The following is a 14,213-nucleotide window of genomic DNA, read 5'->3' on the forward strand; positions in this document are numbered from 1 at the left end:
GACCTTGAAAAAGCACGATTCGAACGAAATAATTTTTGCAGAGGAGGATTGGATTAACGTTTATGGGGCAAGGGAACATAACCTGCGCAATATAGACGTATCCATACCGCGCCATAAGCTTACGGTAATAACAGGATTGAGTGGCAGCGGAAAATCATCCTTGGCTTTTGATACTATTTACGCCGAAGGTCAGCGCCGCTATTTTGAAACATTTTCGGCGTATGCCCGACAGTTTCTGGGCAGCATGGAGCGGCCCGATGTCGATAAAATAACAGGGTTAAGTCCCGTTATCTCCATTGAGCAAAAAACCACCAACAAAAACCCTCGCTCCACGGTTGGTACCATTACTGAGATATACGATTTTCTTCGTTTGCTCTATGCACGAGCATCCATAGCTTATTCCTATGAAACAGGGGAGGCAATGGTGAAGTACACCGACGACCAAATACTTAGCCTCATTGAGGAGAAATTTGATGGTAAGCGTGTTGGAATATTAGCGCCTCTAGTAAAAGGACGTAAGGGTCATTATAAGGAACTTTTTGAGCATCTTCGGCGAAAAGGTTTTATTTATGTTCGGGTCGATGGGACCATTCAAGAGTTGAAGGCGGGGATGAAGCTCGACCGATATAAGGTTCACTTCATTGAGTTGCTTGTCGATAAGCTGCCAGTCTCGAACTTAGATATCAAGCGATTAAAGGAATCGGTTCAAGCGGCTATGCGTCAGGGAGAGGGCACCATTGTGGTGCTCGATATGGACTCGAATGAGCAACGCTACTTTAGTCGGCATTTAATGTGCCCAACCACAGGTATTTCCTACAATGAACCTGCGCCTCATAGCTTTTCTTTCAACAGCCCTCAGGGGGCTTGTCCCCGTTGTAACGGACTTGGAACAGTAACTGAGGCACACGTGGAGGCACTAATACCCGATACATCAATAAGTATTAAGAAGGGTGGAATAAAACCGCTGGGAACCTACAAAAGCACGCTCATATTTTGGCAGTTGGAGGCTATTGCTAGCAAGTTTGGCTTCAGCCTAGAAGATCCGATCGAGGCAATACCAGAGGAGGCCATCAACATTATACTTTATGGCTCGGAAGAGCCGTTTCGCGTTAAGTCACCTGTTCAAGGGGTAAATACTACCTACCAGATGAGTTTTACTGGCGTTCTGGATTACCTAGGAGCCGATGATGAAGAACCTGCACGGGCTAAGAATGGTGCGGACCAATATCTACGCTTTACGGTTTGTCCAGAATGTAAAGGTGCACGTTTACGTAAGGAGGCACTCTTCTTTAAGATTGCCGAAAAGAACATTGCGGAGCTCAGCAGTATGGACCTAGATACCCTCTTGCATTGGTTTAGCAATGTGGAAAAGAGGTTGAATACCAAGCAAAAGGCGATTGCCAAGGAAATTTTGAAGGAGATTCGTGAACGTTTACGTTTCTTAAATGATGTTGGATTAAGTTACCTCGCTTTAAACCGCAGCGCACAAAGCCTTTCCGGTGGAGAGAGCCAGCGTATTAGGTTGGCTACTCAAATTGGAAGCAAGTTGGTCAATGTGCTCTACATACTAGATGAGCCTAGCATTGGACTTCACCAGCGTGACAACCATAGGCTGATAGAGTCACTTAAGCAGCTCAGGGATGCTGGCAATTCGGTGATCGTAGTTGAGCACGATGAGGATATGATTCGCTCAGCCGATTTTGTTGTTGACTTAGGACCGCATGCCGGCCGGCGTGGTGGAAATATCGTGGCTCAGGGGACACCTGAAGAGATATTAAAATCTGATTCCCTCACAGCAAAATATCTGAATCGAACGCTTCAAATACCTGTTCCCTCCGAAAGAAGGCAGGGGAATGGAAAGTCTATTATACTTAAGGGTGCCACTGGTCATAACCTAAAGAATGTTAGGGTGGAAATTCCTTTAGGTAAGCTTATCTGCATTACTGGAGTTTCGGGAAGCGGAAAATCGTCGTTGGTAAACGAAACTTTGCAGCCCATTTTGAGCAAGTTCTTTTACCGCTCATTAAAGGAGCCGCTGCCATACGAGTCGATAGAAGGGATAAAAAATATTGACAAGGTAATTGAGGTAACCCAATCACCACTAGGTAGAACGCCACGTTCTAATCCGGCAACCTATACTGGTGTTTTCTCCGACATCCGAAAGCTATTTGAGATGACCCCTGAAGCAAAAATTCGTGGCTACAAAGCTGGGCGGTTTAGCTTCAACGTAAAGGGGGGCCGGTGTGAGGAATGCGGTGGTGCTGGCGTTCAAACCATCGAAATGAATTTTCTTCCAGATGTTTACGTGGAGTGCAAAATTTGCCGTAGCAAGCGCTACAATCGGGAAACCTTGGAGGTTAAATACCGCGGAAAATCCATTTCGGATGTGCTAGACATGACCATTAATGCCGCAGTTGAGTTTTTTGAACCAATGCCAACCATATACCATAAGCTGAAGACAATACAGGAGGTTGGCCTAGGCTATATTACACTTGGACAGCCCTCCACAACGCTTTCGGGTGGGGAGTCGCAGCGAGTGAAGCTGGCGGCTGAGTTGGCCCGAAAGGATACCGGCAAAACGCTTTACATCCTTGACGAGCCAACAACTGGTTTGCATTTTGAGGATGTTCGGGTGCTGATGGATGTGCTTAGTCGCTTGGTGAATAAGGGAAATACCGTTATCGTAATAGAGCATAACCTCGATGTGGTTAAAATGGCCGACTACATTATTGATATGGGGTTAGAAGGCGGTGCAGGTGGGGGCGAGATTTTGTTTACTGGAACGCCCGAGGAACTCATAAATAATTCCCAAAGTTACACGGCCAAGTTTTTAAAAAGTTATTTGCCTCATTAGTTGCTGGTATGCAAATTCTCATTTTCCATAAATTATTGGAGGAAGGTGTTTAACTTTTGCAATGAATTATTAAGTAATTAGAAGAATCCTATGGTGAAAATGGTTGAGGTTATCTGTGAGAATAACCATGCTAAGAAGCTCTATACCCCTGGAGTTACCCTAATGGAAATTGCTGCTGACCAAAACATTACATTGGCTAATCCCATCTTGGGTGCAATGGTAAACAACCAGATTCATGAGCTTGATTACCAAGTTTTCAACCCCAAAACGGTCTTCTTTTTCGATATTGCACACCCTGCCGGTATACGAATGTATCAGCGTTCGCTTTTTTTTGTACTCGAAAAGGCTATACGTGATGTATTACCAGGTAAGCGACTCTCTGTGGAGCATTCTGTTTCTAGGGGATTTTACTGTGAGATAGAGGGTTTTGAGGGAAGCATTCCTCTTTCGCTAGCTTTCACCATTGGCGATAGAATGAGGGAGTTAATCAATCGGGATATACCCTTTACGAGCGAGGAAAAGCTTACCACTGAGGTTCAAAGCTATTACAAAAATCAGGGTTACACCGAGAAGGCAGTGCTTCTAGAGACCCGGCCACATTTGTACACCACCGTTTACTTCCTCGATGACCGCATGGATTACTTCTATGGTTGCATGGTTCCTTCTACGGGCTATCTAAAGAAGTTTGATCTGGTAAAGTACTACGATGGCATGTTGCTAATGGTGCCCAAGCGCAGCAATCCTGAGGAGATGGAAGACCTTATTCTGCAGGATAAGATGTTTGAGATTTTTCGGGAATACAAGCGATGGATTGATATCCTAGGAGTAAGCTCAATCGGTTCCATAAACAAGATGGTGTTGTCAGGAAAGGGTGATGAATTAATTAAGGTAGGTGAGGCGCTGCACGAAAAAAAGGTGGCGCACATTGCTGATGAGATATACACTCGTAGGGAGAATGTTAAGGTTGTCCTTATTTCCGGCCCCTCTTCATCAGGGAAAACAACCTTTGCAAAGCGGCTGGCAATACAGCTGCTTGTTTCTGGACTAAAACCGGTGACCATCTCCCTCGACAACTATTTTGTGGATAGGGAGCATACACCACTCGATGAAAACGGCGATTACGATTTTGAATCAGTTGATGCTCTCGATATTGAATATTTTAATTCTGATTTGCTCAACTTGCTTTCGGGAAAGGAGATAGATGTTCCTAAGTTTTCGTTTGAGAACGGGAAACGTTTCTTTGACGGCACAAAACTCAAAATTGACGATAAAACGGTGCTACTTATAGAGGGAATTCATGCCCTGAATCCTCTTCTTACTCACCTAATATCGGATGAAAGGAAGTTCAAAATTTACGTCTCGGCGCTTACCAGCCTTTCTATTGATGGGCATAATCGTATACCTACCACGGACAACCGGCTGATTCGCAGGATAATTCGTGATTTTCGTTACCGAGGATATTCTGCCCTTAACACCATTAGCCGATGGGAGAGCGTTCGCCGAGGTGAGGACAAGAACATTTTTCCCTTTCAGGAGGAGGCCGATATCATGTTTAACTCCTCCCTGATATTTGAGCTTGGCGTGCTTAAGCGGTATGCCGAGCCAGTGCTAAGAGAGGTTCCCACCACCGTAAAAGAGTTCGCTGAAGCAGAACGGCTTCTGACTTTCCTTGAGAATTTTGTGCCCATCGACGACAATGAAATACCGCCTACCTCAATTATTAGAGAATTTTTAGGTGGAAGTAGTTTCTCCTATAAGTAACTTCACAGGGTAAAATAGTGAGGTTCTCTGTGCAAATGGCGAAAGCAATGATAGTGTTCTTTGCCATTTTCTTTTTATAACAGGCTCAAAAGTTGCTTAAAATCAGAATTGTTGCTGATTATTGCAATAATATTGACATTTTTATGAATTATTCTAACGATCAGAAATACAGATTGATAATTAATATGGAGAGTAATTTTCATATTTTTAATCTCTGCATTTATTAATTTTTTCAGGCATTGTATATTTTTCTGCTACATTTTTCATTAATTTGCTATAAGTTACAAATTCGCATATTGGCAGCTCTATGATTAAGTCGCTTGTGCTTCTTTTAAACATGCTAGGCCTGTTCCTTCTTAACTTGCTTTTCTCAGGAAGCGTCAGTCTTAATATGGTTGCTCCAAAAGAGGTTAATGCAGGGAAGGAATTTGAAGTTGAGGTTACCCTAGACAAGGGCGACGTTAGCAGCTTTGCACGATTTCAGCAGGACCTTCCTGCAGGCCTTTCAGCACAAGTGGTGGATGCCTCCAATGCCGACTTTTCATTTAAAGACCAAAAGGTTCGATTTGTTTGGCTCCGGTTGCCTAGCCAATCCACCGTTACCATACGATACAAGGTCAAAGTCAACGATAGGCTTACAGGTAACTTTAAACTCAACGGCAAGTTCTCCTACATTGAGGATAACGAGCGCAAAGAGGTGCTGGCTACTGATCAGCTACTGGCCATAGTGCCCGACCCAAGTATCGATCCCAAAATGTTGGTTGATATTAACGACTACCAGCAAATGGCTACCTCTAAATTGCTTGCTGCTGGCAGTGCTAACGTTGCTGCAATTCGTCAGGAACCTTATCTTGAGGGGCAGAGCAACGACTATATCGTTAACATTCTTGTAAGCAAAGGAACTGCCGATAAGTTTGCTAAGATAGAGGAGGATATACCCGAGGGATTTAAGGCAGAATCCATTGATAGCAAGGATGGTATATTCACCTTTAAGGATCAGAAAGCTAAATTTCTGTGGATGACATTGCCACCCGAGCAATCCTTTGTGGTTAGCTACCGGTTGGTTCCCGAAGATGGAGTTGGCCCTAAAGAATTGGCGCTAAAAGGTACATTCTCGTTCATCCAAAACGATGCCACTCAGGTTATAGATATTGCACAAAAATCAACCAACCTACGCACCTTAACTGCGCAGCAGTTGGAAGCTCTTGCGCACACTACTTCAGGAACTACCGAAAGGCAGGATAATGTAAGTAATAGCTACACTCCCGATGCGTCTGGTGGAGTCGAAATTCCCATAAAGTATGTTGGCGCTGAAAAAATGGCTGAGCAGGATCGCAAGCAGCATATCTCACCAACGGCTTCATCATCAGAGGCGAACATGTCGTATACCCTAGAGCCGGAGAAGGGCGTATACTACCGTGTGCAAATTGCCGCTGGTCACAAGTTGGTAAACATTAAGCGCTACTTTAGAAAGTATAAGCTCGACGCGGAGGTTCGTACCGAGCAGCATGATGGATGGTACAAGTATTCGGTGGGATCATTCTACGTGTATAAAGATGCTCATGACTATAGAAGTAAATTGTGGGCAACCACGCCTATCGATGACGCATTTGTAGCTGCTTACAATAATGGCAAACGCATTACCGTTCAGGAGGCATTGATGATTACTAACCATAAATGGTACAAATAAAGGAGTTTCCAATGAGGTCATTTAGGAAGGGACTTATTTTTGCACTCTTTGCTTTGGTAGTAATTCCATCGCTCAAGGCTCAGGACGACGAGCTTATCAACTGGGAATCATACTTAACCACAGAGGTAGAGGTAATCGACCCCGTTTACAGGCCTGTTGTTGGGTTTGGCGTTGGTGTTCTAAACTTCTACGGCGATGTAAACAATAGCCATGGCAATCTGCTAGTGGGAACTCCTGCTTATCGCGTAAGCGTTATGGTTCCCTTGGGCAAAACGCAAGATTATAAGTTGAATTTTTTTGCCCTTATTGGTAATTTGCAGGGGTTCGATAGGCAGATGTCTTACCAGCTGCAGCGCGACAACCCCGGCTTTGTCGGTAACACCAGTTTCAACACTAACTTTACCCAGTTTGGAATAAATATCGAGTATAACTTTGGTTCTCTCTTTCGCTGGAAGGGTGTTAAGGTAAAAAAGGGTACTAAGTTGAAGGTTCTTGACCGCACATTTCGTCCGTTTATCTCCATTGGGATTGCCCCTTTTCAGTATACAGCTATGGGGAATCTTACCCATTTCGATTCAGAATCGGGTACTCAAGTGCCCTACTACTTTTGGAGCGATGGTACTATTCGCAACATAGCCCAAACGTCCCCATTGGCGCCAACTTCGAAGATTATCCAAATGGATGGGTCATACGAAACTAATCTGCAGAAGGCTAATCTTTATGGGTCTAAAAACTCCCAGCAAACTGCGCTTTCCATCCCCATGGACTTTGGTCTCGACTTTTTTCTGAACTACCGTATTAACGTAAGAGTAGGCACCTCGCTGACCTATACCTTTAGCGACTTACTCGACAATGTGGATGCCAAAGCTGCAAAAAACATGGTTGGACTCAAGAGCAATGGTCGGAATGATATGTTTACCTACACCTACGTATCGATTCACCTCGACCTCTTCTCCGATCCGGAAACCAAGAAGGTTACCGACCTCTTCAAAATGGTTGATGATTTTGACTATGATGCCATTTCTGATGCTGACGTAGATGGTGTTCTCGATTTGTTTGATCAATGTCCAGATACACCGCTCCGCGTGGCTGTCGATTCAGTGGGTTGCCCACTTGATTCGGATAAGGATGGAGTTCCTGACTATCTTGACAAGGAGCCAAATACCCCTAGGGGTGCCATGGTTGATGATAATGGGGTCACCTTAAGCGATTCGTCATTTGCGAAGTATAACGTTGAAGGGCTTGCCGTAAACCGTGATAAGGCCATCACCCTTCCTGTTAATAAGATATGGACACGTTCGGTGAAGTTTGAACCCGGTGTTGTGCCCGAAAAGTTCAAGTCCATAGATACCAACGGCGATGGCTACATCGATTATAACGAGATGATGAATGAGATAAATAAATTCTTCGACGGCGATTCCAAGTTGAAAACAGATGACATTTACGAGCTGAACGAATTCTTCTTCGATCAGCAGTAACCAAGCCATAATATAATTGAAATAGCCCACTCTTAAGGAATGGGCTATTTGCTTTAAAGATACTTGAATCGTTATCGTTTCATGAAGCGGTCCATCTCCCGTTTGGTATCCTTCTTCTTGATATCCTCGCGCTTATCGAACACCTTTTTCCCCTTGGCCAGCGCTATGTCTATCTTGGCAATTCCCTTATCGTTGATGAAGAGTTTTGTTGGGATAATGGTCAACCCCTTCTCCTGCGTACGTTTTTTGAGCTTTAGCAATTCCTTTTTGGTAAGAAGCAGCTTGCGCTCACGGTTAGGGTCGTGGTTGTAACGGTTGGCCCACCAATACTCAGCCACGTGCATTCCTTTAATCCATAGTTCAGTATTGATAAAGTAGCAGTATGACTCAACAATGCTAGCTTTCCCTAGGCGAATCGACTTGATTTCGGTTCCAGTGAGCACGATGCCCGCGGTATACACGTCAAGAAGTTCGAAGAGGAAGGTCGCTTTTTTATTTTTTATGACTACGGGGTTACCCATCCAGCTTGTTGTTAGGTTTAGAAAAATATGGAAAAGAACCCGCCTATTACTAGCATAGAAATGGCAAGTGCGGCCGCATTAATTATTAAACTTAGAAAAACGAAGCCAACTGCACGCTCTTCCGTAATGCTCATAAGGTGTAGTGCTCCAAGCCAAAAAAAGAGGATACCAACTAAGCATAGTAGGTTAAATACAAAGCCCAGCTGTGGAATTATAAAGGCTATTGATCCGAAGAAAAATACTGGAGCATAGGAGAAAATGGTCAATTTCAAAAGGCTGTTGTTTTCCTCCTTCACCTCAAACGAGTTGATTAATTTTGATAGAATGAAGGATGAAATAATAATGGTAGCAACATACTCTGCCCCGTAGGCAACTCCTTTAATAATAAGGTTGAAAATACCGAAGTGCGACCACATTACTCCGCCAACAATGCTGGCAAGACCAACTATTGCAGCAAGGGGAACCAAAAATTTAAAAACTAGCTCCTTGGAATTAAGCGTAAGCTCACCAACTTTTTTCCATCCGGCCTTTGGGCTGAGCAGAAACTTAACAACAAACTCAAACCGTTCAATCAGTGTCATACTCCTTAATTTTGCTCGCAAATTTAACTTATTTTTGGCAGAGTATACCAATGCTTGATTGGAACCATGAATAATACTATAGGAAAGACCATCGACCTTATTTCTATAATTGGACCAACGGCTGTTGGCAAAACTGCCTTAGCTGCCCGGCTTGCTGCCCGGATAAACGGTGAAATTATTTCGGCAGATTCACGGCAAGTTTACCGAGGCATGAATCTGGGAACCGGTAAGGACTATGCCGATTATTTGGTGGAAGGACGAGCCATACCCTACCACCTTATTGATGTTGTGGACGCGGGTTATAAGTATAGCGTGTTTGAGTATCAAACCGATTTTTTGCGTGTGTACAGCGACATTCATGCGAGAAAAAAGATGCCCATCCTTTGTGGTGGAACTGGAATGTACGTTGAAGCGGTGGTTAGTGGATACAGGTTGCTCAAGGTGCCTTTTAACGAGACACTACGTGCGGAACTTGAAACAAAAAGCAATGTTGAACTAAACACTTTGCTCTCTTCCTTAAAAAAGCTTCACAATCGCTCCGACTCCGATACTCGAAAGCGGTTGATACGTGCCATCGAAATTGAAACATACCAAAAGGACCACCAAACGGAGGTGGAGGATTATCCCAAAATCCGAAATATATACTTTGGTGTTGCGGTAGATAGGGAGACACGGCGACGCCGAATTACCGAAAGATTGCACGCGCGCCTCAAACAGGGCATGATTGAAGAGGTGCAGTCACTTATCGATTCGGGTGTACCGGTGGATACATTGCTATTCTATGGGTTGGAGTATAAGCTAATTGCAAAGCATTTAATAGGTGAACTTACCTATGATGAAATGGTGAAAGAGTTAAATGCAGCCATTCACCAGTTTGCCAAGCGCCAAATGACTTGGTTTCGAAAAATGGAGCGTGAGGGAAATTCAATCATTTGGATCGATGGTCTTTTCCCTATGGAGCAAAAGCTTTCCATTATGATGCAGCATTTGGAGCAACTCCCCTGATTTAAAATCATATTTATTTGCAAAAAAGGAGTAAAAAATTAAACTCATTTTGTTTGTTATAAAAAAGATGCTAATATTGCAATCACTGAAATGATGAAAATGATTACAGTTGCAAATAATTGGTGGCACTTATCTATCACAACAAACTGTGAGTAGGAGCGCTTTGCCCATTGCAAACCAAAGGCCCGTTGAACTCGCAACGGGCCTTTGGTTTTTTAATACGTGATACTATGAATACATTTGAATGGAATATGTATACCTGTTGGTGGTGGCGTCAAAACGATGATCAAGCGTTGTGAGTTCACGAGCTGTGCCTATAATAAAAAGGGCCTGCCGTTCTCACGGTTGGCCCTTCTTTTTTGCATTGTAAAAAAATTAAATTGTATACCATGAAGCTACGAGTTATCACTGAACGAATGCTTGCCGATACAGTAACACCGGTGAGCATCTACCTCAAGTTGAGGGATGCCTACCCTGGCGCGTTCCTTCTGGAAAGTAACGAATATGGACGTCCCGAGAGCAGCCGTTCATTTGTTTGTGTTATGCCAATAGCCTCCGTTAGGGTGGATAAGGGTATTGCCACTGCAAAATTTTCGAACGATTCCCCAATGGTTGGTAACATTACCGAACGGGGCAGCTTAGCCCCATTCCTTGAGAAATTCTTCTACTCCATCAAGACAGAAGGGGAGAAAGTTGACTTTAATGGATTTTACGGCTATACCTCCTACGATGCCGTCCACTATATGGAGTCGGTAAAGATTAAGGGTGCCAACCGTATTCCGGAAATGGACTACCGGCTATTCCGTATAGTCATATCCATTAACCCATTGAGAAATGAGCTTATTATTGCCGAAAACCTGCTCGACAACCAGGTTAGCCGGATTCCTGAAATTATTGCGTTGCTGAGCAATAGGAGAGTGCCTGAATTTTCTTTTAAGCGCACAGGAGATGAGATGGCCGAATCGACCGACAAGGAGTACATTGCCATGGTGCGTAAGGCTAAAAAGCATTGCCTTCGGGGCGATGTATTTCAGCTAGTGCCGTCACGGCTCTTCATCCAAAAGTTTGAGGGTGATGAATTCAATGTTTACCGTTGCCTTCGCTCCATCAACCCTTCGCCATATCTTTTCTATTTCGACCTGGGCAGCTATCGGCTATTTGGGTCTAGCCCCGAAACGCAGCTGCGGTTGGCTAATGGGAAGGCCATATTGAATCCAATTGCCGGCACCTTCCGCCGCACGGGCGATGAGGAGTTGGACAAAATAATGGCCGAACGGCTGCTGGCCGATCCAAAGGAGAATGCCGAGCATGTGATGCTAGTTGATCTTGCTCGCAACGATCTTAGCCGTAATGCCCACGATGTAAAGGTGGAGGTGTTTAGGGAGATTCAGCAATACTCCCATGTGATTCATCTCGTTTCCAAAGTTACGGGCAAGGTTACAGAAGGAAGGTCAGCCATTAAGGTTTTTATGGACACCTTTCCAGCGGGTACTCTTACTGGAGCCCCCAAGGTAAAGGCCATGGAGCTGATTGAAAAGTATGAGAGTTCCTCCCGTGGATTTTACGGTGGAAGCATTGGCTACTTTGGCCTCGATGGCTCCGTAAACCAAGCCATTACCATTCGCAGCTTTTTGAGTCGATTCAACAACCTTTTCTACAGAGCCGGTGCTGGTGTTGTAGCTGATTCGGACGAGCAATCGGAACTTAAAGAGGTAGAGAATAAACTTATGGCTCTCCGCCAAGCCATGACCAATGCTGAAACCATTTAAAACCTAGATTATGAACGTACTAGTTATCGATAATTACGACTCTTTTACCTATAATCTGGTCCACATGGTGGAGGAACTTACCGGAAACCGGGCTATAGTTGCCCGCAATAATGAAATTAGCGTGGACGAGGTGGGGGCGTTCGACAAGATATTGCTATCGCCTGGACCTGGCTTACCCGGTGAGGCTGGTAATCTAAAGGCAATAATTAAGCGCTATGCCCCGTCCAAAAGCATCTTTGGAGTGTGCCTCGGCATGCAGGCTATTGCTGAAGTATTTGGTGGACATTTGGAGAATCTCGGGCACGTGGTTCACGGTATGTCGGATGAGGTGAGGGTGGAAAGCCCGGAAGAGAAACTATTTGCCAACATGCCCGACCATTTTCGTGCTGGACGTTACCACAGCTGGGTTGTAAGCAAGACGAACCTCCCAGCAGATTTGCAAATTACTGCCGTTAACCCTGAAGGATTAGTAATGGCCCTCTCTCACCGAAATTTTGATGTAAAGGGGGTTCAGTTTCATCCAGAATCAATCTTAACGCAGTATGGCCTAAGCATAATGGCAAACTGGTTAGGGATGGATTACAAACCGGTGATTGAATTGCCCTCAAAGAGTAACAGCAGTTTCAATATCAGTGACATAACTTTTGGGTTAACATGTTAAATGATTGCGAACTATTTTACCCAGAACATTTTAATTAAGAAACTATGAAAACCGCAATACTTGAGCTTTTTCAGCAGAAGATACTTGGCCGGCAGAGCGCCGCCGAGCTGCTGGTAAATATAACCAACGGGGCATTTTCGCCTGCTCAAACGGCGGCCTTACTGGCTACCTTTCAGGTCAGGGGAATTACAGTGGAGGAGTTAGCTGGTTTTCGCGATGCCCTCCGCGACATGTGCCTCCGTGTTGATCTTTCGGAGTTTGAAACCATTGACCTATGCGGAACTGGTGGCGATGGTAAGGACACCATCAACATCTCCACGCTCTCCTCCTTCGTAGTGGCGGCGGCAGGGGGGAAGGTTGCCAAGCACGGAAACTACGGTGTTTCATCGGTGTGTGGTTCATCCAACATTATGGAACATTTTGGTTATCGCTTTTCATCCGACAACGACAAGCTGAAGCGGGAGCTGGATAGGGCAGGCATTTGCTTTATGCATGCACCGCTTTTCAACATGGCCATGCGGAATGTAGCCGATGTTCGACGTCAGCTGGGTGTAAAAACAATCTTTAATATGTTGGGTCCGTTGGTGAACCCATCGTTCCCAAACGCCCAAATGGCAGGCGTTTTTAGCGCAGAGCTGGCCCGCATCTACTCCTACCTTTTTCAGCAGGAGGGGAAGCGTTATGCCGTTGTGTTTAGCCTCGATGGCTACGACGAGGTTTCGCTTACCTCGCCGTTTAAGTTCTTCAGCAACAATGGGGAGGGACTTCTTGAGCCCGAAGATCTACAGCTGCCCGACCTGCTGCCTGCCGACATTACAGGTGGACGAACTGTGGATGATGCAGCAAGAATATTTATCGACATAATAAAAGGGAACGGCACCGGAGCGCAAAATGCGGTGATTGCGGCCAATGCCGGTATTGCCCTGCAGGTGATTCGTCCTGAGCAATCGCTCTCCAGCTGTATCGAAACGGCCATGGAGGTGCTTACTTCAGGTTCTGCGTTCACAAATTTTGAAACGTTAATCTCCTTAAACCGGTAGCCATGAGCGATATTTTGTCGATAATTGCTGCCATTAAGTTGAAAGAAGTGGCGGAGAGGGAGCAGCTATATCCATTGAAGCTGCTCGAAAAGAGCCTCTACTTCGCTACGCAGCCCGTTTCGCTCAAGCGCTATTTGCTGCGTGAAGATAAGTGTGGTGTTATTGCGGAGTTTAAACGATTTTCTCCCTCGCGCGGTGCCATCAACCCTCATGCCGATGTTGCTGCCATCTCCATTGGCTACATGCAGGCTGGTGCTTCGGCCCTTTCCATTCTTGCCGAGAAAACCCATTTTGGAGGTCGCCTTGAGCATGTTCGCAAGGCACGGCAGCTGAACTACTGTCCCATACTGCAGAAGGATTTTATGCTGAAGCCATATCAAATTTTGGAGGCAAAGGCCTATGGTGCCGATGCCATCCTACTCATTGCCTCCTTACTTACCTTGGAGCAGACCAAGGAGTTGGCAACGCTAGCGCAGTCGCTGGGAATGGAGGTGGTAGTTGAGCTGCATACCCCGCAGGAATTGGAGTATGTTCAATACGCCGATGTGGTCGGTGTAAACAACCGTAACCTGAAAACCATGATCGTTTCGGTGGGAAACGCCTTAGGTATGCTACCGCTTTTACCAAAGGGTATTGTGACAATTGTCGAAAGTGGAATTAGCTCGCCGGAGGTGGCGGCCATGCTTCGACAGGAAGGATTCAACGGGTTGTTGATAGGGGAGCATTTTATGCGTGAGGCCGACCCCGTAAAGGCTTGCCGTGAGTTTATAACAAAGATGCAATTGCTAACTCCTAAACCAACACTAGCGAACAATGGTGGTGAAGGTTTGCGGGCTTAGATACCCAAACAATT

The 14,213-nt window shown here is 45.1% G+C and carries 11 protein-coding genes; 9 read left to right on the forward strand and 2 right to left on the reverse strand.

The annotated features are described in order from the left end of the window. The first annotated feature begins 4 nt into the window (after positions 1 to 4). The 4 genes from uvrA (at position 5) to VMW01_03390 (ending at position 7,783) form a co-directional block, all read left to right on the forward strand. Entirely contained in the window at positions 5 to 2,854 is a 2,850-nt protein-coding gene (uvrA, locus tag VMW01_03375; GenBank protein ID HUW05281.1) for an excinuclease ABC subunit UvrA, read from the forward strand. A 90-nt stretch (positions 2,855 to 2,944) separates the two neighbouring features. Further along, entirely contained in the window at positions 2,945 to 4,615 is a 1,671-nt protein-coding gene (locus tag VMW01_03380) for a hypothetical protein (GenBank protein HUW05282.1), read from the forward strand. A gap of 307 nt (positions 4,616 to 4,922) precedes the next feature. After that, entirely contained in the window at positions 4,923 to 6,305 is a 1,383-nt protein-coding gene (locus VMW01_03385; protein ID HUW05283.1) for an SPOR domain-containing protein, read from the forward strand. An 11-nt stretch (positions 6,306 to 6,316) separates the two neighbouring features. Next, positions 6,317 to 7,783, forward strand: coding sequence for an EF-hand domain-containing protein (locus VMW01_03390; GenBank protein ID HUW05284.1), 1,467 nt, complete (start codon positions 6,317 to 6,319; stop codon positions 7,781 to 7,783). Between the two features lie 71 nt (positions 7,784 to 7,854). Here the strand turns inward: VMW01_03390 and smpB are convergent, their stop codons facing one another. Together smpB and VMW01_03400 are read right to left on the reverse strand one after the other, a co-directional pair. Further along, positions 7,855 to 8,304 carry an SsrA-binding protein SmpB gene (smpB, locus tag VMW01_03395; protein HUW05285.1) on the reverse strand — a complete coding sequence of 150 codons (450 nt, stop codon included), beginning with the start codon at positions 8,302 to 8,304 and terminating at the stop codon, positions 7,855 to 7,857. Between the two features lie 17 nt (positions 8,305 to 8,321). Beyond that, positions 8,322 to 8,885 (reverse strand): hypothetical protein, encoded by a 564-nt coding sequence (locus tag VMW01_03400; GenBank protein HUW05286.1) that lies wholly within the window; start codon positions 8,883 to 8,885, stop codon positions 8,322 to 8,324. A gap of 66 nt (positions 8,886 to 8,951) precedes the next feature. Between VMW01_03400 and miaA the strand changes: the two genes are divergently transcribed. The 5 genes from miaA to VMW01_03425 all read left to right on the forward strand — a co-directional run bounded on the left by miaA (position 8,952) and on the right by VMW01_03425 (position 14,199). Further along, positions 8,952 to 9,890, forward strand: coding sequence for a tRNA (adenosine(37)-N6)-dimethylallyltransferase MiaA (gene miaA, locus VMW01_03405; protein ID HUW05287.1), 939 nt, complete (start codon positions 8,952 to 8,954; stop codon positions 9,888 to 9,890). A 389-nt stretch (positions 9,891 to 10,279) separates the two neighbouring features. Continuing rightward, positions 10,280 to 11,659, forward strand: a complete 1,380-nt coding sequence (locus VMW01_03410) for an anthranilate synthase component I family protein (protein HUW05288.1) — start codon at positions 10,280 to 10,282, stop codon at positions 11,657 to 11,659. A gap of 10 nt (positions 11,660 to 11,669) precedes the next feature. Further along, positions 11,670 to 12,320: an aminodeoxychorismate/anthranilate synthase component II gene (locus tag VMW01_03415; GenBank protein ID HUW05289.1), complete on the forward strand. Its 651-nt coding sequence runs from the start codon at positions 11,670 to 11,672 to the stop codon at positions 12,318 to 12,320. Positions 12,321 to 12,364: 44 nt separating this feature from the next. Then, positions 12,365 to 13,360 carry an anthranilate phosphoribosyltransferase gene (gene trpD, locus VMW01_03420; protein HUW05290.1) on the forward strand — a complete coding sequence of 332 codons (996 nt, stop codon included), beginning with the start codon at positions 12,365 to 12,367 and terminating at the stop codon, positions 13,358 to 13,360. A 2-nt stretch (positions 13,361 to 13,362) separates the two neighbouring features. After that, a complete protein-coding gene (locus tag VMW01_03425; protein HUW05291.1) occupies positions 13,363 to 14,199 on the forward strand; it encodes an indole-3-glycerol phosphate synthase TrpC in 837 nt (278 codons plus the stop codon). Positions 14,200 to 14,213: the final 14 nt, after the last annotated feature.

Source organism: Williamwhitmania sp. (genome assembly GCA_035529935.1).
In the GTDB taxonomy this organism is placed as follows: domain Bacteria; phylum Bacteroidota; class Bacteroidia; order Bacteroidales; family Williamwhitmaniaceae; genus Williamwhitmania.